We start from the raw sequence: 20,397 nt of genomic DNA, 5'->3' as shown, positions 1-20,397 counted from the left end.
TGCGCCATTGACACCGGTTGGGCCGCCGGCTCGTCGCCGCGCCGGCCACGTGCCAGGCCGCATCCCCTGCCGCCGGCTACGGCGAGGGCTGTCTGTCGGCCTTCCCGGAGCCGTCGACGTACAGCAGGGCGGCGCCGGAGCCGTAGGTGACATCCGGGCCGCCCGTGTCGGCAGGTCCCAGTACGCGGACCCGAGCTCAACGGCGAGCCGCCTCGACGTCGGCGGTGCGCGTGAACGGGCGGCCTCCCTTACCGGGAGCCGCAGCTCGCCAACAGACCTAGTGTCTCCCCGAGTTGGCGGCGAGCCTCCGGATCGGCGATGAGCCCGTCCGCGCCGAGCGTGTCCCGCCCGACCGGAATCCGCACGCACGCGGGCTCCACGATGTGCGCGCCCGTGTATCCGAGGACGGTCCGCAGCGTGGCCTCCGCACCCTGGCCGCGTCCGGGGGCGGCGGCGTTGACCCAAGCCGTCGGCTTGTCGCAGATCTCCGTACCGCCGACGGTCCAGTCCAGCAGGTTCTTGAACGAGCCCGGCAGCGTGCCCGCGTACTCGGGGGTGCAGACCAGGATCCCGTCGGCACGGTCCAGCATCGCCCGCAGACCTGCGACCGGAGCCGGCGGCGGGTCGGTGTCGTCGTCGGGGTTGAAATGCGGAAGCCGGGCCAGGTCCTCGTACAGGACCGTGTCCACCCCCACGGACGGCGCCACGGCTCGCGCGGTGCGCAGCACGGCCTCATTGGTGGAGCCTTTGCGCAGGCTCCCGGAGAGCAACAGGATCATCGGCGTGGACGTCATCCGCTCAACCTACTCCGCGCCGGTCACCGCCCGACAGGAAACCGACCCAGCGGTTTGGTAAAGGGCGTCGTCAGGGGGCTGTCGCGAGGCCAAGTGCGCTATCGACCGGTGTCGTTGGCGTCGGCCGGGGCCGCCGCCCTCTGCCGTACCTCCGCGATCACCCTGGCCCCCCGGTCCGGTGCGGTGTCCAGGCGGACGAGGACGGCCGGAGCGGCGATCGCCGGGAGGAGATGGGTGAACAGACCCGACATGCGGTGGTCGAGGTCGGCCCAGTTCGCGACCGCCTGCGAGACGAACTGCACGCCGATCCAGGCGCCGAGGAAGACCTCGGCGGTCTGCTCGGGCACCACGTGCGGGAGCACCTCGCCGCGCTCCTTGGCCTCCGCGAGGACGGCCCCGGTCAGCTCGGCCCAGGCCGGCCAGGCGCTGCCGAAGACGTCGCGGCCCTGCAGGTCCGCCGAGAGCCGGACTCCCGCGAGCAGCATCGGTTCCCTGGGCAGCCGCTCGGCCAGGGTCATGCCCGCATCCACCCACTCCTGCAGCTTCAGTTCCCGGGGGACGTGGTACTCGCCGGATATCTGCTCGTGCAGGACACCTTGGGCGAGGGCGGCCTTGGAGTCGAAGTGGAAGTACAGAGCACCCTTGGTCACGCCGGCCCGGTTGAGGATCTCGGCGATGGTGGCCGCCGCGTATCCGCGCTCGGCGAAGACGGCCGCGGCGGCTTCCAGAACAGCACGTCGGGTCCGTACAGCTCGCTCCTGCTGAGCCATGGACCCTCCTCAAGCTGAAAATTAAACCAAACAGGTCGTACCTTACCGCAGCGTTTGTCAACCGCAGGGCGCTCTCGGACAGTTGCCGGACCTCCATTTTGAACGCGTTCAAAACGGGGCTACGCTGTGCGCACCAAAACGAGGGGGCACGATGAAGGTAGTTCTGCCCGGGGGAACCGGACAGGTCGGCACGATCCTCGATCGTGCGCTGACGGCAGCCGGCCACGAGGTCACCGTGCTGTCCCGGCATCCGGTGCGAGCAGGGCAGATCGGGTGGGACGGGGTCTCCCTCGGCCGGTGGGCCGAGGCGGTGGACGGCAGCGATGTCGTGATCAACCTGGCCGGACGCAGCGTCTCCTGCCGCTACACCGCCGAGAACCTGCGGGCCATGATGGATTCCCGGGTGGACTCGGCGCGCGTGGTCGGCGAGGCCATCGCCGCCGCCGCACGGCCCCCGCGGGTCTGGCTGCAGATGAGTACGGCGACGGTCTACGCCCATCGCTTCGACGCCGCCAACGACGAGGCGACGGGCGTGATGGGCGGCTCGGAGACCGGAGTTCCGGACTACTGGTCCTACAGCGTCGACATCGCGAGGAACTGGGAGCGCGCGCAGGCCGACACGCCGACCCCCGCGACGCGGCAGGTGGCGCTGCGCTCGGCGATGGTGATGAGCCCGGACCGGGGCGGCGTCTTCGACGTCCTGCTGTCCCTGGTCAGACTGGGGCTCGGCGGGCCGGTGGCAGGGGGTGCGCAGTACGTCTCCTGGATCCACGACGAGGACTTCGTACGCGCGGTGGAGTTCCTGGTCGACCGCGACGACATCGAGGGACCGGTGAACCTCGCCTCCCCCGGCCCGCTCCCCCAGCGGGACTTCATGCGGGCGCTGCGTGCGGCCTGGGGCGTCCCCCTGGGGCTGCCCGCGACGCGGTGGATGGCCGAGCTGGGGGCGTTCGCGCTGCGCTCGGACACGGAGTTGCTGCTCAAGAGCCGCCGAGTGGTCCCGGGCCGGCTGCTGGAGGCGGGGTTCGGCTTCGCGTACCGGGAGTGGGAGCCGGCGGCGGTGGACCTGGTCCGGCGGGTCAAGTCGTCCCGGGCGGGCCGCCGCACGCGGGTGCGTACCGGGGAAGAGACGGGCACGGCACACCGGTCCCGGCGGGCGGCCCCGCGACGAGGGTGACGCCGGCCAAGCACGACGGGCGCCGCCCTCCGCGCGACTCAGGGCAGCGGCGTGACCCAGGGCCGCTCCGCCGCGTCGAGCAGACCGGCCAACGTCGTGCGGACGCGGGCCACTTGGGAGCGGACCGTGCCGACGGGACAGGCGCCGGCCTCGGCCGCCCGCGCGCGGGGCAGGCCGAGCAGTCGGGTGCGGACGAACGCCTCGCGGCGCTCCTCCGGAAGACGGGCTAGCAGGTCCAACAGAGCGATGCCGTCGTCGAATCGGGCAGGTCCCGCGCCTGGGCCGAATCCACCGCCGGCTGCCAGTCGGCCACCTCGGACAGCCGGGGCCGCGCGGCGGCGTGCCGATGGCTGCCGATCACCGCGCGCCGCTGGATGACCAGCAGCCAGGCTCACCGAGGAGCGAAGCGGCGCAGCGCACGCGTCGTACCGCGCGCCCTGCACCGGGCGGGCTTCGCCTTCGCTCAGCCGACGATCGACGGAGCGCTCGATTCGGTGCTCCGACCGGCTGGTTGAGGGATGACTCGGCCGTAGCGGGAGACGCCCGGGCATGGGGCCGGATTCCGTCCGTGGCGCGAGTGCGCGAACGCCCGGCACGCGGGACCATGGTCGTCCGGGCGGGGCGCCGGACGACGGGGCCCGGCGGACGACGGTTGACGAGGAGAACGCTGTGTGCCGACTGTTCGGACTGATCAGCTCCCCGCTCCGCACCCACGCCACCTTCTGGCTGCTGGACGCCCCCGACAGTCTCAGCGCGCAGAGTCACCGTGAACCCGACGGGACCGGACTCGGGTACTTCGACCCGGACGGCAGGCCGGAGGTGCACAAGGCTGCGATCGCGGCCTACGAGGACCGTGCCTTCGCCCGGGAGGCCCGGGACGTCGAGTCGGCCACCTTCCTCGCGCACATCCGGTTCGCCTCGACCGGCGGGCTGGACGTGCGCAACACCCACCCCTTCGAGGAGCAGGGACGGCTGTTCGCGCACAACGGTGTGATCGAGGGGCTGGACGAGCTCGACGCCCACCTGGGCGAGGACCGTTCGCTGGTGCACGGCGACACCGACTCCGAGCGCTTCTTCGCTCTGGTCACGCGGGAGACCGCGGCGCACGACGGAGACGTGACCGCCGGCCTCGTGTCCGCGGCACGCTGGGTCGCCGCGAATCTGCCCGTGTACGCCCTGAACGTCATCCTCGTCACCGCCCGGGAGCTGTGGGCCCTGCGCTATCCCGCCACCCACGAGCTGTACGTCCTGCGGCGCCCGGCAGGCGGCCATCACGGATCCCGGCACCTCGACCACGCCGGCCGGTACGGTCATCTGCGAGTGCGCTCGGCGCATCTGGGTCAGCGGCCCGCCGTCGTCGTGGCCAGCGAGCGCATGGACGAGAGCCCGCACTGGCAGCTGATGGCACCCGGCGAGCTGCTCCACGTCGGCCCCGACCTACAGGTGACCTCCCGTGTCGCCCTGACCGAGCCGCCGGCTCACCTGCTCACCCTGGCCGACCTGCGCCCCGAAGCGGCCGCCTCCCAACGGCCCGCGTAGGCCGGGCGCGCTGCACCGCGCTCACCGGGCGGAGGACTCCTTCCCGCCGGACGAACACGGAGCGGTGCCTCCGTGACCCGGGTCACGGGCTCGTGACTTGCGCAACCCTTAAACTTTCGGCCGTGGAGAGTACCGAAGTGACGGGTTGGGAGACCGCAGTGCTCGAGGGCGGGCCGGCGGACGGACTGCGGATGAAGGTCTCCGACCGGCCACGCGTGATACAGGTCACGTATCCGTGCCAGGTCGAGGCCGCACCGCCGGGCGGCGTACGCGCGGAGGCGGTGTATCTGTACCGCCGCGACTACACGGTGACGGCCGAGCCCCTGCGGTACGGCTTCGACATCGCCAGCCCCTGACCGGAGCGCGGCGGGGGTTACTCGGCCGGCCTGGTCCCGGCCGTGGGAGCGGTGGCCGGCCCGGCGGTGTCGTCGTCCTTCATCGCCTTGGCCTCGCTCTTGAGGATGCGCATGGACTTACCCAGGCCGCGGGCGGCCTCGGGCAGTCTCTTCGAGCCGAACAGCATGATGACGACGATCGCCACGATCAGCAGGTGCCAGGGTTCCAGTCCGTTGCGGAGCATCGCGCCCACCCCTCTCCGATTTGCGGTCTTGCGCAACTGTACAACCGGCGAGTGCGGCTCGCCGTGGCCGGTCAGGCGTCCGAGTCCGGCTTGCCCCGCGCCGCCGCGTACGCCTGGGTCGGTGTCATGGCGACGCCGTTGAGGTTGACCGTCCTGTACGGGCTGACCTTGGCGCAGGTCTTGGCCTGGTCGGCGGTGGTGGCGTGGGCGCCTCCGACGGCGGCCTGGGTGTCGGCGGGTGCCGGTGCGGCGCTGCCGCCCGGGTAGCCGGTGCCACTGGGCCAGTCGCTGCCGATCACCAGGGTCAGACCGGTGCCCGTGCCCTGCTTCACATGCGAGCTGGGCAGCCCGAGCGCCTTGGCGACCGTCTTGGCCTGCGCCTTCTGGCCGGTGCCGTAGGTGAGGGTGCTGGTCGTCGCCGGGCTCGGCGCGTTGGCGGTGGTCGTGGCCGAGCTGAAGCCCTGGTCGGTCAGCGCGGTCGCGACGGCCGAGGCACGGCCGGTGACCGTGGTGCCGTTCTCGACGGTGACGGCGATCTGGGACGCGGGCACGGCCGGGGCGGTGGCCTTGGCGGTTGCCGAGGCCGCCGCGGACTTCTTGCCGGAGCCCGTGGTCAGCGACTGGTCGTTGGCGATGGTGGCGAACAGCGTCCTGGCGCCCGCGCCCACGACCACCCGGTCCTTGTTGTTCGGGTCGGGGGCCGTCTGCATCGTCGTGAACGTCATCCGCTTCGTCGGCACCTTGTTCACGTCCGACGCGAGCGAGATCAGCTTCTTCACGCTGCCGAGGCCGTCGTCCACGGTCAGCGCCTTGGTGGCGGCGTCGGCCAGGCCGTAGACCGCCGTGGGATCGGTGAGCGTGCCCGCGCTCTTGAACTTGCGGATCATCGAGCTGAGGAAGATGTGCTGCGAGATCGTACGGCCGAGGTCGCTGCCGTCGCCGAAGCCGTGCCGGGAGCGGACGAACTCCAGGGCCGCGTCGCCCTTGAGGGTGTGGGTGCCCCGGGACAGCTTCAGGTGCGAGTACGTGTCGTACACGTCGTCGCTGACGCAGACGGAGACGCCGCCGATCGCGTCGGACATCTTCACGACGCCGGAGAAGTCGAGCTTGACGAAGTGGTCGATCGGAACGCCGGTGAGCTGGTGGACGGTGGCCACCTGACAGGCGGGACCGTACTGCAGCGCGCTGTTGATCTGGCCGTAGTAACCGGACGTGGACTGGCCCGTCTCACTGTCCTTGCAGGCCGGGACCCTCGTCATGGTGTCGCGGGGGATGCTCATCACCGTCGCGTTGGAGCGGTCGGCGGCTATGTGCACCACCATCTCCACGTCCGCGTTGCTGCCGCTCTGCACCCCGGTCTGCGAGCAGCCGCCGCCGAGCTTGCAGTCGGCCTGACTGGTACGGCCGTCCGAGCCCATGACCAGGATGTTGATCGGGGTACGGCCGAAGGCGTCGGCCTTCTCGCTGCCGCCCTTGCCGTCGAGCGCGACGCTGTGGATGTTGCCGTTCAGGTGCTCGTAGAACCACCACCCGGCACCGGCCGTGACGACGATGATCGTCGACAGGCCTATCGCGAGGATCTTCAGGACCTTCTTGCCACGGCCCACCGGGCGGCCCCGGCGCCCCCGCCTGCCGCCGCGCGAGCGGGCCGCAGCCCGGCCGCCCCGCGACCGCGCCCCGTCGGGCTCGGCCGCCCGCTGTCCGGGCACCCGCGCGCTACGGCTGCGCGTGGCCTGTCCGGCCGGCCCGTCCCACGGGTCGCTCATCTCCCACTCCCCTGAACGGTCGGGCGCGACGGGTCCGGCCGCGGGGTGTGCGGCACGGCCCGCGCGGCGAGGTACGGGCGGGCGAAGCGCGCCGCTCCGCCATTGCTTGCGTGGTTGCGCAATCTAACAAATCTGTGGCCCGAACAGCACATACACGCACAGGATTCACAGGTGAGGCATGTCATGGAATCGCCGAGCGGACCGAGGGCCGTATGGGAGCGGGAGTCTACGCGCCCTGTATAAGAGCGCCATATGGAAGAGACCGCGCGCCGGTCTCAGCCGCCGATCCTGCGCAGGTCACGGGCAGGAGTGGAGGCGTTCCGCGAACGGGCGGTCAGCTGCCCCACCATCACCCGGACCAAGGACAGGACGTCGGGGTCGTCGATGTAGTAGACCTGGCGCCGGCCCTCGCGACGGGAGCGGACCAGACCGGCGAGCTTCAGTTTCGCCAGGTGCTGGCTGACAGCGGGAAGCGCTCCGCCCACCCGGTCGGCAAGGTGCGTGACATCGCTCTCCCCCTGCGACAGGGCCCACATCAGGTGCAGCCGGGCGGAGGAGGCGAGCAGACCGAACGCCGCGGCGGCTTCCGCCAGCACGTCGGCGGGCGGATCCTCGAAGCTGGCGGCGTGCTCCGTCACAGCCCTTTCCCCTCCCCGCCCCGTCACAGCACAGGCACATGCGCCCACACAGTGTAGGGGTCCGGCACCGGCGGGCGGGCGCCTCCTGGGCAGCCCGGCCACCGGTTGCGAGGACCGGGCGATGCCCGCCCGGCGGGCGGAGAACCAGATCCTCGTCGGGGGTCAGTCCTCGTAGAAGTTGTTGACCTCGACGTCCGGCTCGTCGTCGTCGAACGCCTCGTTGAGCAGGGCGCCGCCGATGAGGCCTGCCGCACCGGCCCCGATGAGCGCGCCGGCGCCGAAGCGACGGCCGCCGCCCTCATGGTGATGGTCGTGGTCCGCGTACGGCTGGCCGTACCCCTGCTGGGGATAGCCCTGCTGCGGATAGCCCTGCTGCGGATAGCCCTGCGGCACGGGCTGCGGGTAGCCCTGCTGGGGATAGCTCTGCTGCGGATAGCCCTGCTGAGGCGGCGTGTAGAACGGCGGCACCGTGGTCTGCACACGCTGCGCGCACGCGCCGCAGGTCTGGACGGGCCGGGGCACGCCCCACTGCGGGGACCAGGTCACGGTCGCCGTGCCCGGGCCGTGGTTGGGGTCGAAGAAGCAGGTCACGGTGGAGCTCCCGATGGGTTGCGGGGGTGTGGTGAATGCCGGCGCCGGCGGGGTGGCGACCGGCGCCTTCGGCGCGATCGGCGGCACCCGCACGTCCGGGTGCGTCCGCGGTGCGGTGAGCGGGGCCACGGCCGGGTCCGGCGTCCGGCTCGGCGAGGCCTCCTGCAGCACGGAGACGCCGTAGTCGGTCGCGATGCCGGCGAGTCCCGAGGCGTAGCCCTGACCGACCGCGCGGAACTTCCACTCTGCGCCGTGCCGGTACAACTCGCCGAAGACCAGCGCGGTCTCGGTCGACAGGCCGCCGCCCGCCAGGTCGTAGCGAGCCAGTTCGGTGCCGTTGTCCTGGTCCAGGACGCGGATGTGCGCCCGCCGCACCTGGCCGAAGGCCTGGCCCCGGCTTGCGCCCTCGTAGAGGGACACGGTGAAGACGACCTTCTCCACCCGGTCCGGGACCCTGGTCAGGTCGATCTGGATCCGCTGGTCGTCGCCGTCGACCTGACCGCCCGCGCCGCAGTGGCGGACCGAACCGCCGGGGCTGGTCAGGTTGTTGAAGAAGACGAAATGCTCGTCGGACAGCACCTTGCCCGACGCGTCGCACAACAACGCGCCGGCGTCCGGGTCGTACCCGGCGTCCGCCTGCCAGCCCAGCCCGACCGTCACAGCAGTCAGACCGGGGGCCTGCTTGCTCAGCGACACATTGCCGCCCCGGGTCAGGGACACACTCATCCACGTCCTCCGCAGCCGCTCGTACTCACCGCGTCCATCTTGATCAACGTCTCTGGACGCGTATCGGTTCCCCGATTGCGCAATGTCTTAATCATGTACCGGAACCGCGACGGGTCGTCTCCAGAGGCCAACACCCCTTGCCGGGCCGTCCGGACCACGCCCTAGGCTTGCGTGAACACGCACACCACGTGTCGGGCCGAACGCACGCGGATCCCGACCCGACTGGAGGACAACACCGTGGGCATCATCGGCTGGATCCTGCTCGGTCTGCTCGCCGGAGGCATCGCCAAGGTGCTGCTGCCCGGCCGCGACCCCGGCGGCCTGATCGGCACCACCCTCATCGGCATCGCGGGCGCCTTCGTCGGCGGCTGGCTCTCCGCCCGCTTCCTCGACCGCCCGGTGGAGAAGCACTTCTTCGACCTCTACACCTGGGGCTCTGCGATCGCCGGCTCCCTGGTGCTGCTCATCGGTTACCGCATCCTGTTCGGCAACTCCCGCGACTGACGCCCGAAGCCGCCGGACACCGCGACGCCGCAGGGGCGGTGCGGCCCGGTGGCGATGCGCTGACATCACCGAGACGTCGGCCGCCGGGTGCGAGCAGAAGCGGGCGCCGGAGCCCGCGGTACCGCTGGTGCGGTCGTTCCTGGTTCCGGCGCCCGGTCAACCAGCTGGGTGCGACGGGCTGTTGGGTGCTACGGCAGCGTCACGAACGGTGCGAGGAAGGCCCGGGCGCCAGGGGTGTCGAGACGGTAGGTCACGTTCGTGGCGTAGCAGGGCGTGTCGCCGGTGATGGTCGTGGCGGCGAGGACGTTCCTGCCGTCGAGGACCGCGAAGTTGGGCCCGCCGGAGTCGCCGTAGCAGGCACCGCCGTTGCCCTGGGGAGCCGTCATGCCGAGCCGGACCCAGGCCTTGTCGAGCGCGTTGAAGGTCACCGGTGCCTTCATGCGGACCCCTCCGCCGGGATGGGTCTGACCGCCGGGGCCGTTGACCGCCTCCTGGGTGCCGTACCCGGCGACGAACCAGTCGGTGGAATTCAGGCCCCGCGGAGCGAGAGCGTCCAGTTCGTTCTCCGTCGGAAGGGTGGCGGGAGTGAACGACCAGCGGGCGGCGACCTTTGACCCGGGCAGTTCGATGACCGCCATGTCGTGCGGGTCCGAGGCGGGGCCCGGATAGCCGGGGTGGGTGTGTGCGGTGCCTTCGACGCCGACGGCGTCGGCCTCGGCTGCCGGGTCGCCCGGGTGCCGCTTCGCGGCGGCGTCGAGTCCGGCCTGGACGTCCTGGTCGAGCGAGACGTAGAAGCGGACGCCGGCCGGCCAGTCGCTGGTGCAGTGCGCCGCGGTCAGGAAGGTGTCCCTGTCGATCATCGTGCCGGAACACACCCAGTCGACGCGGTCCGGGGTCGCCGGGTCGTTGTCGTCGTCCCAGGTGGCCACGAGCGCGCCGACCTCGGTGCGTTCGGGCGCGGGCGTGGCGTTGTAGGAGTTGATCGCGGAAGAGGGCAGCGCGGCGGCGAGCACGGTGGCACACGCGGCGGCGATGACGGCGGTGATGCGTGGAGCGGACAAGAAGAACCCCTTCACTCGGTGTGTGGGACAGGTGTTCTCCTGTGGGAGGTAGGAGCATTCAAGTGGGCGGGAGCGTCCGGGACAAGACGGCTGCGGGCCGGCGCGGGCCTTGGTCGTCGCGGCCGTCATCAGCCGCAGCTCGGCCGTAGGAGCAGCGGCTGAGTTCGTCACGCAGCTCGGGCAGGTGGCCGGGGGGCCAGGATGCGCCGGGTCCCCTCGGCGGGACTGCCGATGCGCGGGGCGAGGCCCCGCGGGCGCAGTGTGAGGCGGTAGACGTTCCCGCGGGGGCCGAGGAGTTCCGGGGGCGCGCGGGCTCCCCGGCCGCTTCGGCGGCCTCTCTACGACCTGTCCGAGGTGCCGGGCCCGCCGCTTCGCCCCGCTGGACGAGGCCGTCGCCCTGTGGCGGACCCTGGGGCGCGGGGCCGACCCGCCTTCCACGGCGAGTTGCTCCGCTACGACGGCACCCCACCCGCGACCCCCGTACCGCCCCAGGTGGCCGCCGGTCTGGGCTGGGCGGCGCGAGCGGCTCACCCGGTTGATCCCGGCGCTCAAGGCGTCGGCGCCGGCCGTTGCGCCCGTGCGGGAAGAGACGGTGGCCTGAACGGCGTGCTGTTGCACCGTTCCGAGCGGCTGTGGGGCCAGCCACGTCACTTTTCATCCCTACGGGTGAATCAACGGATGGATGTCCGGACTCCTCCTGCTCTGTGCGGTGTGCTGGCCCAGGCAGCCCTGACGCCGTCAACAGGGCCCGGCCGTACCAGGACTGGGGGGGGATCGGGACGTATGAGTGTCTTCGTACTGTGCGCGTGGCTGCTGACCGCCGGGCTCGGCGGGTACCTCGCCACGGTGTGGGTCCGGCACGGTGGGCTGCGGCAGCGCACGCCCGGTGTGACGCGGCTGCCGCTGTGGCTCGTGCTCGGCCATGTGGCGCTCGCCGTGGCAGGGCTCGGCGCCTGGACCGCCTATGTGGTGGGAGGCGTACGGAGTTCGGCCTGGGCCGCGTGCGCCGTGGTGCTGATCGTGGCCACGTTCGGGTTCATGATGCTGCTGCGCTGGCTGCCCAGTTCCGGACGCCACTCCCACGGGGACGCCACGGCCGAACGGCACTTCCCGCTCACGGCCGTGGTCGCCCACGGTACGACCGCCGGCGCCACCGTGCTGCTGGTGCTCCTCGTCGTGCTGCGCAAGGCCTAAGGGTTGGTGCCGGGAGCCGGGCTCACTTCCCCGCGGTCCGGCGGCGTACGGCGACCAGCACCAGCCCGCCGACCGCCGTGGCGGCCACCGCACCCGCGACCAGGACGGGTGTGCCGTCGCTGCCCGTGGCGGCGAGGCTGCCACCGGTGCCGGAACCGCCCGCCGCCGACACACCCGACGTCGAGCCGGAGCCACCGGGCGTACCCGAGGTACCCGACGTACCCGAGGTACCCGACGTACCCGAGGTACCCGTCGCGCCTGTTGCGCCTGTTGCGCCTGTCGTGCCCGAGCCGCCGGTCGACTGGCCGTGCGGGTCGTTCCCCTGGCCGCCCGTCCCGGAGCCGCCGCCGGAGTCCCCGCCCGCCGTGCTGCCGCCGGAGGTGCTCGTGCCCGGGTCGCCGTCGCCGGTCACGTCGACGTTCAGGTACGCCGTGTCGTCGGCCACGTTCGTGTCGAACACGGGGTGGATGCCGTACACGGAACTGACCGTCACCGCGCCCCGGGTGTCCTGTGCGGTCCTGCCGATCCGCAGGACGAACGTGTAGTCGAGGGACTGGTCGACCTCGATGGTGTGGTCGCCGGGCGCGCAGACGTAGGCGGAGTGACCCGGCTCCGAGGGACCGGTCGGGCCGTCGATCCCGAACGGCTCGCATTCCTCGGGTACTTCGACGGCGGTGGTGCCCTTCGGGATCCGTACCATCAGGGCCGGCTGGTCGTCGCTGTCCTGGTTCTGGATCCAGCCGGGACCGTCGTTGCGCAGCGTCGCCGTGACGGTCACCTCGCTGCCCGGCTCGCCCTCGGCCAGGTCTCCCTGCGCCACGAGGTCGGCCGTGCTGTCCGCGGTCAGGGTCAGACGCCGGTAGCTGTCGTCGAAACCCTCGCCGGGCGCCTCGCCGGTGGGGCTCGTGCCGTACTCCACGGACTCCATCAGTGCCTTGGACAGCGCCTTGAACCGCACGGGCGTGGTGAGGGAGGCGCCGGGCTGGACGACCGTGTGCAGCTCGCACAGCGCCTGCCTGATCCCCGCGCCGTCGGTCGAGTAGGTACACCCGTCGGCGTGCGCCGGGAAGTCGAGGCCACGGGTCAGCCGGATCCGGAAGGCCACTCCGTCCGCGGCCGCCGTTCCCTTGTTGGTGATGGTGACGGACTGGTCGTACACCTCGCCCGGCTTAGGAGCGGCCGTCGGCAGCGTCGAGACCACCAGGTCGGGGGCGGGTTCCTCCGCGTGCGCCACGGGCGCGGCGAGCAGGGGGAAGCCGAGGCCGATCGCGGTGGCGGCCACGCAGGTCGCCGCGGGACGGAGGGCTGAGCGCACGATGGGAGTCTCCTCGGGGGTACAGCACATGATCCGGCCTGCGGCCGGCTGGTCATGTACTGGACATCCGGAGGCCCCCAGAGGTTGCACGGACACCCGAACGGTGGTGTGCCGGGCCTGGTGGGCCGACGGTTTCCGTGGTGTGCTGGTACTGGCGGGAAGGACCGAGAACAGACGCGGGGAAGCGGCTGGGAGCCGTGCACCGCGCAATCCGGATCCGCGAGAAGTGGATGGCCCTTCCCGCCCTCCTGCCGCGCCCCCTCCTCCTCGCCCCGTCGTCCTGCCGTCGTCCGCCCCGGCCCGCACGGGGTTGTGGGCCCACCGGTGGGGTGGTTCAGCCCCGTCCGCCGCTGAGGTTCCCCCAGCGGGGGCCGATCTGCTTCCACTCCTCGTCCCACTCGGCCATGCGCCGCCGGATCAGCCGGGTGCGGACCACCCATCCCGCGCCCCAGACCGCCGCTCCGGCCGACGGGGCGACCAGGGCGCCGGTGAGAGCGGCCTGCAGGTCCGCCGCGGCACCGGTGACGGGCGCGGAGACCACCCGGCCCGCGCGGTTGGTCCACACCGTCACCTGGGATCCGGCGGGAGCGCCCGGCTGGACCTTCGCCCGGTCGGTGTGCACGGCGCCGTGCGCGTCCGTCCAGCGCACGGTGGCCCACACCCGCCCGTCGTCGTAACCGGTGCCGTTGGCCGGGGTCCGCACCGCGCTGTCGGTCAGCACGGCGGACACGGCGTGCACCTGGGCCTGCCGGGCCGAGAAGGCCGCGCCCGCGGTCTGTGCCGCGGCGAGACCGGCGACGGCGCCGCCGAGGACGGCGAGCACCCACGTCAGCAGGACGATCCAGGCCTCGACGAGGTCGCTGTGGCGCCTGAGCGGATTGCGCCGCCAGCGCCACAGACGTACGTGCGTGACCGTCGTGGGAGGTGTCCGGTTCATCGTCACCGCCTCCTCTCGCGCACCGGCGGTTCGCCGCACCCAGTACACGTACCCCCCGCCGGCCGGGATCGCGCCGGGCGGGCGGCGTGCGGCTCGGGGCGGTGTCCCGGACCCGGCCGTCGGGTGTCACCCCACCATCGTGCACCTCAATCCGGGCGATGGCGGTCTGAGTGCGGTGCAGGAGCGCGATCACCTTGCGCCGTGCACCCGGCGACGGGCGGAATCGGGACGTCCGGCCCGGCCGGGAGGGCCGAAGGGCACTGGGCGGGCGGCCCGGGATGGACGACCGTGGGAACCAGGAGCGGCATCGCCTCCCCCGCGGTGCCGCTCCGTCACCCGCGTACGGCGGCGCGCACGGGACCGGGGCGGGTGAGGAGAGCCAGGCCATCCGCGGAGAGGCCGGCCGTGATCCGTAACGGCGTGCCGGCGCACCGACCTCGACCCGGCCGAGGCACTGCGGCTGCCGGGCGGTGCGTCCCTGGGCCCGATCGTCCGCACCCGCCGGGCGCTGCCGGCCGTCCGCCCGGTCAGTCCAGTGCTGGACGGCTGCGGCCTCGTCATCCGCACGCGTCACGGGGACGTTCGAGCAGGGCGGCTAGGACGGCGTGAGTGGCAGGTCGTCGGTGTAGGCGTTCACCGGCTGGGCGATGGCGCGGGTCTCCTGGACGTCGAGGGCCGCCTGGGCGGTCTTCGTGCCGAGGCTGCCCCGGGGGTGCCAGGTGCCGGTCACCGCGAGCCAGGTGTTCTCGGGTGGCGCCTCGGTGCCGTACACGCGGATCTTGACGGTCTGCGAGTCCGCGGCGCAGCACGTGAAGATGATGCGGGTCAGATACCAGCCGTCGTTGTCCTCGGCCGGGGTGACGAAGCCGGTGAGCTGGACGACCCGGTTCTTGATGGCCCGGCTGCGGTCCTGTTGGACGCGCTTGGTGAAGTCGGTGAGGGTCAGGGGCAGCGGTGTGGTCGGGGGCAGTGGAGCGAACCCCTTCTGCACCGCGACGGACTGGGTGTTCGAGCGTGCCGCCGTGTAGGCGCCCAGGGCCGGCGGGGCGTAGAGGAGCAGGCTGACCGCCGGGAGGAACAGCAGCCAGGCGATGCGCGGGGCGCCGGAGTGGTCGTGACCGTGCCCGTGGTCGTCGTGGGCGACGGGCCGCTGTTCGCCCCCGACGGCAGCGGCGGCCACGGCGAGCAACAGCAGCACGACGCCGGAGGCGATCAGCGGCGCTCGCAGACCGGCCTTGACGTAGCGCAGGTAGGTGTCGGTGAAGAGGGCCGAGTGCAGCAGACCGATGCCGGTGAGGGTCAGGAGCAGGGTCTGGACGGGACGTCTCACAGCAGGGCGCCTCCGCACAGGACACTCGCGGCGACCGCCACGACGGTGGTGACCGTGGAGAACCGCCAGGCGAAGGCCCGTCCGAAGGTGCCCGCCTGCAGGGCGATCAGCTTCAGGTCCACCATGGGGCCGACCACCATGAACGCGAGCCGCGCGGTCGGGGCGAACCCGGAGAGCGAGGCGGCGACGAACGCGTCGGCCTCCGAACAGACCGCCAGCAGCACGGCGAGCCCGGCCAGGAAGAGCACCGAGAGCCAGGGGGAGCCGGAGAAGGTGTCGAGGACGGCGCGCGGGACGGCGACGTTGAAGGTGGCCGCGGCCATGGCACCCAGCACCAGGAAGCCGCCCGCGTGCAGGAAGTCGTGCTGGAAGCCGAGCCGGAACTCGTTCCAGCGGCTGCCGCCGTGCTCGTGGCCGGTGTGCCGGTGCCGCAGGACCGGCCGCAACCACTCCTCCTTGCCCAGCCAGAGCCACAGCCAGCCCATCACGGCCGCCGTGGCGAGGGAGGCGAGCAGCCGGGCGGCGACCATCGCGGGGTCGCCCGGGAAGGCGACGGCGGTGGCGGTCAGCACGACGGGGTTGACGGCGGGCGCGGAGAGCAGGAAGGCGAAGGCGGCGGCCGGGGTGACACCGCGCCGGATCAGGCTGTTGGCGACCGGCACGGAGGCGCACTCGCAGCCCGGCAGCACCGCGCCCGCGAGCCCGGCGACCGGCACGGCGAGGGCGGCCCGCTCGGGCAGGACCCTGGTGAACAGGTCGGCCGGCACGAAGGCGTTGATGGCCCCGGACAGGGCCGTGCCGAGGAGCAGGAAGGGGAGTGCCTGGACGGTGATGGCGAGGCACACCGTGCGCCAGGCCTGGACGGCCGGCTGCTCCAGCCACTGGGTGCCGTCGATGACGAACACGAGCGCGGCGCCCGCCGCGATCGCCAGGGCGGCGCCGAGCGGCCACGGCCGGATGCGGCGCACGGGCGGCGAACCGACGGATGCGACCGCTACGCCCTCGGCCACACCAACCAATTCATCCGTTTTTTCCATCATCACTCCGGATGTCGGTGTCTGGCCGACGATAGGCGAGGCCCTCGATCCGGCCGCGCGTACACGCCGCCGCATGACCGGTCCGCGCGGCGCAATGCGTCCCATTGGTGGCGTCGGTGGCTCTTCTCACAATTCGCCGCCCACAGGCTCGAAGGTGACGGCTGCCACGTCGGCCGGCGCAGGTTTTGTTTACGTTCGGGCCCATGCCGTCTCACCCCTCCCCCACCGCCGTACGCACCCGGGCCGGCGCCCTGCTGACCTCGGTCGCCGCCCTCGTCTCCCTGGGCGCGCTCCACCCGGCACCGGCCGCGGCGGCCTCCGCCCCGGCCGCCTCCCCGCACGCCACGGCCGCCGTGCTCGATCTGGACGGAGCCGGCCGCACCCCCGTGGTGCACGGGAAGGACAGCGCGTACGACACCGCCAGCATCGTCAAGGTCGACATCCTCGCGGCGCTGCTGCTGCGGGCCCAGGACGCCGGACGGCAGCTCACGGCCGGGGAGCGTGGACACGCCGAGCCGATGATCGAACGCAGCGACAACACGGCGGCCAACGCGCTCTGGCGGCAGATCGGCCAGGCCTCCGGTCTGGCCGCGGCCAACAAGCGGCTCGGGCTGACCTCGACGACGGGCGGGCCCGGCGTCAAGTGGGGGCTGACGCGGACCACGGCGACCGACCAGATACGACTGCTCAGGGCCGTGTTCGACGGCGACACGAAGTCCGGCTCCTCCGCGCTGAACGCGGACTCGCGGTCGTACCTGCGCTCCCTCATGAGCAAGGTCGTCCCCGAGCAGACCTGGGGAGTCTCGGCGGCCGGCGGATCGGGAACCCCGCGGGCGCTGAAGAACGGCTGGCTCCAGCGCAACACCTCCGGCCTCTGGGACGTCAACAGCGTCGGCCAGGTCACCGTGAAGGGGCACCGCTATCTCGTCGCCGTCCTGTCGAACGGCAGCGCGTCGATGAGCGACGGGATCTCCCTGGTGGAGCGGACGGCGCGGCAGGCCGTCGCGTAGGTGCTCAGCGGCTCCCCGGGCGCCGGGGCCGGACGACGGCGGTGACCGTGAGCGCGGCGAGCGCGGCCAGGCAGAGCCAGGCGAACACGTCCTCTGTGCGGTCGTAGACGGTCGTGGTGCCGTGCACGGGGACCTGGGCCACCATGGCCTGCCGGCCCGTCGTGAAGTAGTCCGACGTGGCGAGGACGTGCCCCTGGGCGTCGAAAGCGGCGGAGACCCCTTCCGCGTCCTGGCGGACCAGTGAGTAGCCGCCCTCGACGGCGGCCGGCGCGGCCTTGTCGGTGTGCGCGGCGCCGTACTCCTTCCAGTCGTGCGCGGGCACGAGCATGATGCCGGGCACGACAGGTGTCGAGGCGACCCGGCGGATCGTCCAGGACTGGCCCGGTCCCGGGCCGGTGCCGCGGGTGCTGGTGCTGACCACGTTCGACCTGGACGAGTACGTGCACGCGGCGCTGCGTGCCGGGGCCGTCGGCTTCCTGCTGAAGAACAGCCGGCCCGACCAGCTCGCCGAGGCCATCCGCGGCGCGGCCGACGGCGAGTCCGTGCTGGCCCCGAGCGTCACCCGGCGGCTGATCGACACCGTCACCGCGCTGCCGCCCGCCCTCCTCGCGCCCGGCACCGCTCCGGCACCGGAGCTCGGGGCGCTCACCGAGCGCGAGACCCAGGTCCTCGTCCTGGTCGCGCGGGGTCTGTCCAACGCGCGGATCGCGGCGGACCTCGGACTCAGTGAGGCCACCGTGAAGAGCCGGGTCAACCGCATCCTGACCCGGCTGGGTCTCGAAAACCGGGTCCAGGCCGCCCTGTTGGCCCACCGGGCCGGACTGGCCGGGGACCCGGACGGTCGACCAGGACCGGAAGTGGTTTAAACCATTTCCGCCCCTTTCCTGTTCCTTTCCCGTTCCTTTCCCAGTCCCTGTGACACCCCTGTGACAGTCGGCGGACACCGTCATGACGTCCGGCGAGCAATCTGGAGGAACAAGGGCAAATCGCCCTAAACGGTCAGACCCCTCGCCGGAGGACAGCCCCATGAGCGCCACTCTCGCCACGCCGCACACCGAAGCCCCCGCCGACGCGCTGGCTCCGCGTGAGCGGGAGACGCTCCGGCACATCGCCGCCGGCCGCACCTACCTCCAGACCGCCCGCCACATGGGCCTGTCCACCCACACCGTGGACGCCTACCTGCGCCGCATCCGGGCCAAGCTCAACATCACCAACACGGCCGAGCTGACCCGGACGGCCATCGCCCTGGGCCTGTGACCCCAGGGACGACAGAGCCCGCCGCATGAGTGATGCCGCCGGGGCGGTCGACCGGGTCGGGCCGTTCAGCGACGGCTTCGAGCACGACCACGGGCCGACGCGCCGGCCGCGTGGAGACGGCGCAGGAGCGGGCCGGGCGCGTGAGCCGGGTGTCCGGCGTGTCAGGTCAGCCGACGGTCAGGGAGAAGGGGCCGGCCAGGACCGCGTAGCCGTCGTCGGCGAGGTAGTACACGTCGTACGTGCCCGCACCGCCCAGTTTGCCGGTCGAGAAGGTCAGGGCACCGCTCGCGTTCGGGGCGTAGGACCAGGTGAGCGAGGACTGCTTGCCGGGGGTGACGCCCGCCGGGTAGATGCCGATCCAGTTCTTGGCGTTCGCCTGGGAAGCCGACGGCACCGAGTAGCGGAAGGTGACGTTGCCGCCGCTCGCGACCGCGTTCAGGTCGCCGGTGAGCGTCGGGGTGGTCGCGGTGGACGGCGCGAACGCGGCGTTGAGCGGGGTCGCGTAGGTGTCGTTGGCGGTCAGGCCGGGCAGGCCGAGCGCCTCCTCGATGGTGCGGCCGATGCCGTAGTGGTCGTAGTGGAGCGGGCTGCTGGTGCCGGCCGGGACCGTGCCCTGGGAGCCGACGAGCGTGGTGGCGATGTGGTTGTAGGCCTCGCTCTGGCTTTCGTCCCACGTCAGGATGAGCAGCGAGCGCTGCTGGGTCCAGGCCGGGGAGGCCAGGACCGGCGCGAGGGTCTGCTTCAGCCAGCCGTCCTGGGTCCTGAGGCTGGTCGCGTTGCCGTTGCCGGAGGCCTCGCCGTCGTAGTAGTCGTCGGCGGCGATCCAGGAGAAGTCCGGCGTGGTGGCCGCGGACTTCAGGTCGGTGGTCAGCTGTGTGGTGTCGAACAGGTGGGCCGCGCAGCGGGAGGCGTTGCCGCTGATGTCGGTGTAGTTGATGAAGGGGGCGTCGTCGGGCTCGTAGTAACTGTCGTTGTTGTTCTTGGTGTTGCAGGGGGTGCCCATGCCCTGTTCGTAGGCCTTCCAGGTCCGGCCGGCCGCCTCCAGGGTGTCGCCCAGGTTGCGCTCGGGCGAGTTGATGTCGGGGAAGTAGGTGGCGCCCTTGGCGTAGGTGTCGCCGCCGGCGACGGCGAGGTAGTTCTCGTCGCTCGGGTGGTAGACGCCGTGGAAGTCGGTGAGCGTGGCGCCCTGGCTCATGAGGCCGTGCATGTACGGCGTGTCCGCCGGGTCGTTCATGACCTCGGAGTAGTCGGTGTTCTCCATCATGACCATGAACACGTGGTCGTAACCGGGGACCTTGGAGACCGGCGGGGTGAGCGGGGCGGGCGCGTCGACCGGTGTGTCCAGGGTGAGGGAGAGGTCGTCGAGGTAGCCGGTCTCGCTGCTCGTCGACAGGAACTGCACCTCGACCTGGATGGACCGGGTGCCGGCCGGGACCGCGCCGGTGGTGCTGCGCGAGAGGAACTCGGTGGCGAGGCCCCGGTCGCTCGCGGACACGGTGGGCAGCTTGGCGGTGGCGCCGATCGGGCGGCCGCCGCCGTCGTGGAAGTGCAGGCTCACCGCGACATGGCCGCTGTAGGTGGTCCAGCCGCCGAGCCAGCCGGAGAGGCTGTAGTGCACCGCGCCGCCGTCGATGGCCGACGCGGCGGAGGAGACGTCGACGGTCTGCGTCATCGCGCCGTCGCCGAAGTTTCCGGGCCCGAAGAAGGCCTTGCCCGGGGTCCTGCCGTCGCTGGGCAGCCCGAAGGGGGCGACGGAGTGGCACATGACGTTCGGACCGCCGGCCTCGGTGGTCCAGCCGGGGACGGTGTCGGCGGCCGCCCAGTCGCCGGTGCAGTAACCGCCGCTCTCCGCATCGCCGTTGACGATCAGGTTGCCGCTGCTGCCGGCCGCCCGGGCGGGGCCGGGAGCGACGACGATCAGTGCGCCGAGGAGGGCGAGGAGCCCGCCGAGGGATCTCCAGCGCAGTCGCATACGTAGTACCTCGTCCCGTTGGTGAGGATGCCGTGACGGTGAAGCCCGCACGGCCTGACTGTGCGCAAGGAACGGGACATGAGTACTGGTCGTCGCTGTCGAGCGGAAGAACCACGACCAAACTTGACCAGACAAGTTCGCGTCGCCGAGGCCTGGATCGCAACGCACGCGGTGGCGGACTTTTCGGTCGCCGCACAAG

The 20,397-nt window shown here is 72.1% G+C and carries 22 protein-coding genes and 2 pseudogenes; 10 read left to right on the top strand and 14 right to left on the bottom strand.

The window, feature by feature from the left end; translation table 11 throughout:
* Positions 1-248 precede the first annotated feature (248 nt).
* The gene (locus AB0D93_RS09380) at positions 249-794 is read right to left on the bottom strand and encodes an NAD(P)H-dependent oxidoreductase (RefSeq protein WP_362115603.1); all 546 of its coding nucleotides are present in this window, start codon (positions 792-794) and stop codon (positions 249-251) included.
* A gap of 98 nt (positions 795-892) precedes the next feature.
* Entirely contained in the window at positions 893-1,564 is a 672-nt protein-coding gene (locus tag AB0D93_RS09375) for a ScbR family autoregulator-binding transcription factor (protein WP_362115600.1), read from the bottom strand.
* Between the two features lie 151 nt (positions 1,565-1,715).
* Between AB0D93_RS09375 and AB0D93_RS09370 the strand changes: the two genes are divergently transcribed.
* Positions 1,716-2,741 (top strand): TIGR01777 family oxidoreductase, encoded by a 1,026-nt coding sequence (locus AB0D93_RS09370; RefSeq protein WP_362115597.1) that lies wholly within the window; start codon positions 1,716-1,718, stop codon positions 2,739-2,741.
* 38 nt (positions 2,742-2,779) lie between these two features.
* Here the strand turns inward: AB0D93_RS09370 and AB0D93_RS09365 are convergent.
* Positions 2,780-3,132, bottom strand: a pseudogene (locus tag AB0D93_RS09365) (sigma factor-like helix-turn-helix DNA-binding protein); the annotation flags it as partial.
* Between AB0D93_RS09365 and AB0D93_RS09360 the strand changes: the two are divergent.
* The 3 genes from AB0D93_RS09360 (at position 3,116) to AB0D93_RS09350 (ending at position 4,636) form a co-directional block, all read left to right on the top strand.
* Positions 3,116-3,256 (top strand): DUF1731 domain-containing protein, encoded by a 141-nt coding sequence (locus AB0D93_RS09360; RefSeq protein WP_362115594.1) that lies wholly within the window; start codon positions 3,116-3,118, stop codon positions 3,254-3,256. The pseudogene AB0D93_RS09365 and the gene AB0D93_RS09360 overlap by 17 nt on opposite strands.
* A gap of 154 nt (positions 3,257-3,410) precedes the next feature.
* Complete coding sequence (locus AB0D93_RS09355) at positions 3,411-4,280, top strand: class II glutamine amidotransferase (protein ID WP_362115591.1); 870 nt, start codon at positions 3,411-3,413, stop codon at positions 4,278-4,280.
* A gap of 122 nt (positions 4,281-4,402) precedes the next feature.
* Complete coding sequence (locus tag AB0D93_RS09350; RefSeq protein WP_362115588.1) at positions 4,403-4,636, top strand: hypothetical protein; 234 nt, start codon at positions 4,403-4,405, stop codon at positions 4,634-4,636.
* Positions 4,637-4,653: 17 nt separating this feature from the next.
* Here AB0D93_RS09350 and tatA read toward each other — a convergent pair whose 3' ends face one another.
* The 4 genes from tatA to AB0D93_RS09330 all read right to left on the bottom strand — a co-directional run bounded on the left by tatA (position 4,654) and on the right by AB0D93_RS09330 (position 8,581).
* Positions 4,654-4,860, bottom strand: a complete 207-nt coding sequence (gene tatA / locus AB0D93_RS09345) for a Sec-independent protein translocase subunit TatA (RefSeq protein WP_362115585.1) — start codon at positions 4,858-4,860, stop codon at positions 4,654-4,656.
* 71 nt (positions 4,861-4,931) lie between these two features.
* Positions 4,932-6,626 (bottom strand): LCP family protein, encoded by a 1,695-nt coding sequence (locus AB0D93_RS09340; RefSeq protein WP_362115582.1) that lies wholly within the window; start codon positions 6,624-6,626, stop codon positions 4,932-4,934.
* 275 nt (positions 6,627-6,901) lie between these two features.
* Entirely contained in the window at positions 6,902-7,264 is a 363-nt protein-coding gene (locus tag AB0D93_RS09335; RefSeq protein ID WP_362115579.1) for a metalloregulator ArsR/SmtB family transcription factor, read from the bottom strand.
* A gap of 162 nt (positions 7,265-7,426) precedes the next feature.
* Positions 7,427-8,581 carry a TerD family protein gene (locus AB0D93_RS09330; protein ID WP_362115576.1) on the bottom strand — a complete coding sequence of 385 codons (1,155 nt, stop codon included), beginning with the start codon at positions 8,579-8,581 and terminating at the stop codon, positions 7,427-7,429.
* A gap of 237 nt (positions 8,582-8,818) precedes the next feature.
* On the opposite strand from AB0D93_RS09330, the gene AB0D93_RS09325 reads away from it, so the two are divergent.
* On the top strand, positions 8,819-9,085 hold the full coding sequence (locus AB0D93_RS09325; RefSeq protein WP_362116260.1) for a GlsB/YeaQ/YmgE family stress response membrane protein: 267 nt from the start codon (positions 8,819-8,821) through the stop codon (positions 9,083-9,085).
* 188 nt (positions 9,086-9,273) lie between these two features.
* Here AB0D93_RS09325 and AB0D93_RS09320 read toward each other — a convergent pair whose 3' ends face one another.
* Positions 9,274-10,146 (bottom strand): trypsin-like serine protease, encoded by an 873-nt coding sequence (locus AB0D93_RS09320; protein ID WP_362115573.1) that lies wholly within the window; start codon positions 10,144-10,146, stop codon positions 9,274-9,276.
* A 783-nt stretch (positions 10,147-10,929) separates the two neighbouring features.
* On the opposite strand from AB0D93_RS09320, the gene AB0D93_RS09315 reads away from it, so the two are divergent.
* Positions 10,930-11,340 (top strand): hypothetical protein, encoded by a 411-nt coding sequence (locus AB0D93_RS09315; protein ID WP_362115570.1) that lies wholly within the window; start codon positions 10,930-10,932, stop codon positions 11,338-11,340.
* Between the two features lie 22 nt (positions 11,341-11,362).
* Here AB0D93_RS09315 and AB0D93_RS09310 read toward each other — a convergent pair whose 3' ends face one another.
* Together AB0D93_RS09310 and AB0D93_RS09305 are read right to left on the bottom strand one after the other, a co-directional pair.
* Positions 11,363-12,655: a hypothetical protein gene (locus AB0D93_RS09310; RefSeq protein ID WP_362115567.1), complete on the bottom strand. Its 1,293-nt coding sequence runs from the start codon at positions 12,653-12,655 to the stop codon at positions 11,363-11,365.
* Positions 12,656-12,989: 334 nt separating this feature from the next.
* On the bottom strand, positions 12,990-13,592 hold the full coding sequence (locus AB0D93_RS09305) for a hypothetical protein (RefSeq protein ID WP_362115564.1): 603 nt from the start codon (positions 13,590-13,592) through the stop codon (positions 12,990-12,992).
* A 454-nt stretch (positions 13,593-14,046) separates the two neighbouring features.
* On the opposite strand from AB0D93_RS09305, the pseudogene AB0D93_RS09300 reads away from it, so the two are divergent.
* Positions 14,047-14,160: pseudogene (locus AB0D93_RS09300) on the top strand (pyridoxamine 5'-phosphate oxidase family protein); the annotation flags it as partial.
* A 27-nt stretch (positions 14,161-14,187) separates the two neighbouring features.
* On the opposite strand, the gene AB0D93_RS09295 reads toward AB0D93_RS09300, so the two are convergent.
* Together AB0D93_RS09295 and AB0D93_RS09290 are read right to left on the bottom strand one after the other, a co-directional pair.
* Entirely contained in the window at positions 14,188-14,922 is a 735-nt protein-coding gene (locus tag AB0D93_RS09295; protein WP_362115561.1) for a TIGR03943 family protein, read from the bottom strand.
* Positions 14,919-15,932, bottom strand: a complete 1,014-nt coding sequence (locus AB0D93_RS09290; RefSeq protein WP_362115558.1) for a permease — start codon at positions 15,930-15,932, stop codon at positions 14,919-14,921. Before AB0D93_RS09290 ends, AB0D93_RS09295 begins: the two co-directional genes overlap by 4 nt.
* A gap of 230 nt (positions 15,933-16,162) precedes the next feature.
* Between AB0D93_RS09290 and AB0D93_RS09285 the strand changes: the two genes are divergently transcribed.
* Positions 16,163-16,969 carry a serine hydrolase gene (locus AB0D93_RS09285; protein WP_362115555.1) on the top strand — a complete coding sequence of 269 codons (807 nt, stop codon included), beginning with the start codon at positions 16,163-16,165 and terminating at the stop codon, positions 16,967-16,969.
* A gap of 4 nt (positions 16,970-16,973) precedes the next feature.
* Here the strand turns inward: AB0D93_RS09285 and AB0D93_RS09280 are convergent, their stop codons facing one another.
* On the bottom strand, positions 16,974-17,309 hold the full coding sequence (locus tag AB0D93_RS09280) for a hypothetical protein (protein ID WP_362115552.1): 336 nt from the start codon (positions 17,307-17,309) through the stop codon (positions 16,974-16,976).
* On the opposite strand from AB0D93_RS09280, the gene AB0D93_RS09275 reads away from it, so the two are divergent.
* Both AB0D93_RS09275 and AB0D93_RS09270 read left to right on the top strand, forming a co-directional pair.
* Entirely contained in the window at positions 17,296-17,835 is a 540-nt protein-coding gene (locus AB0D93_RS09275) for a response regulator transcription factor (RefSeq protein ID WP_362115549.1), read from the top strand. The two genes, AB0D93_RS09280 and AB0D93_RS09275, sit on opposite strands and share 14 nt — an antisense overlap.
* A 160-nt stretch (positions 17,836-17,995) precedes the next feature.
* Positions 17,996-18,226, top strand: coding sequence for a helix-turn-helix transcriptional regulator (locus AB0D93_RS09270; protein WP_362115546.1), 231 nt, complete (start codon positions 17,996-17,998; stop codon positions 18,224-18,226).
* Positions 18,227-18,392: 166 nt separating this feature from the next.
* Here the strand turns inward: AB0D93_RS09270 and AB0D93_RS09265 are convergent, their stop codons facing one another.
* Positions 18,393-20,198 (bottom strand): alkaline phosphatase family protein, encoded by a 1,806-nt coding sequence (locus tag AB0D93_RS09265; RefSeq protein ID WP_362115543.1) that lies wholly within the window; start codon positions 20,196-20,198, stop codon positions 18,393-18,395.
* Between the last annotated feature and the right edge of the window lie 199 nt (positions 20,199-20,397).

Source organism: Streptomyces sp. NPDC048191 (assembly GCF_040652655.1).
Classification (GTDB): Bacteria; Actinomycetota; Actinomycetes; order Streptomycetales; family Streptomycetaceae; genus Streptomyces.
This window is presented reverse-complemented; position numbering and strand designations above follow the sequence as displayed.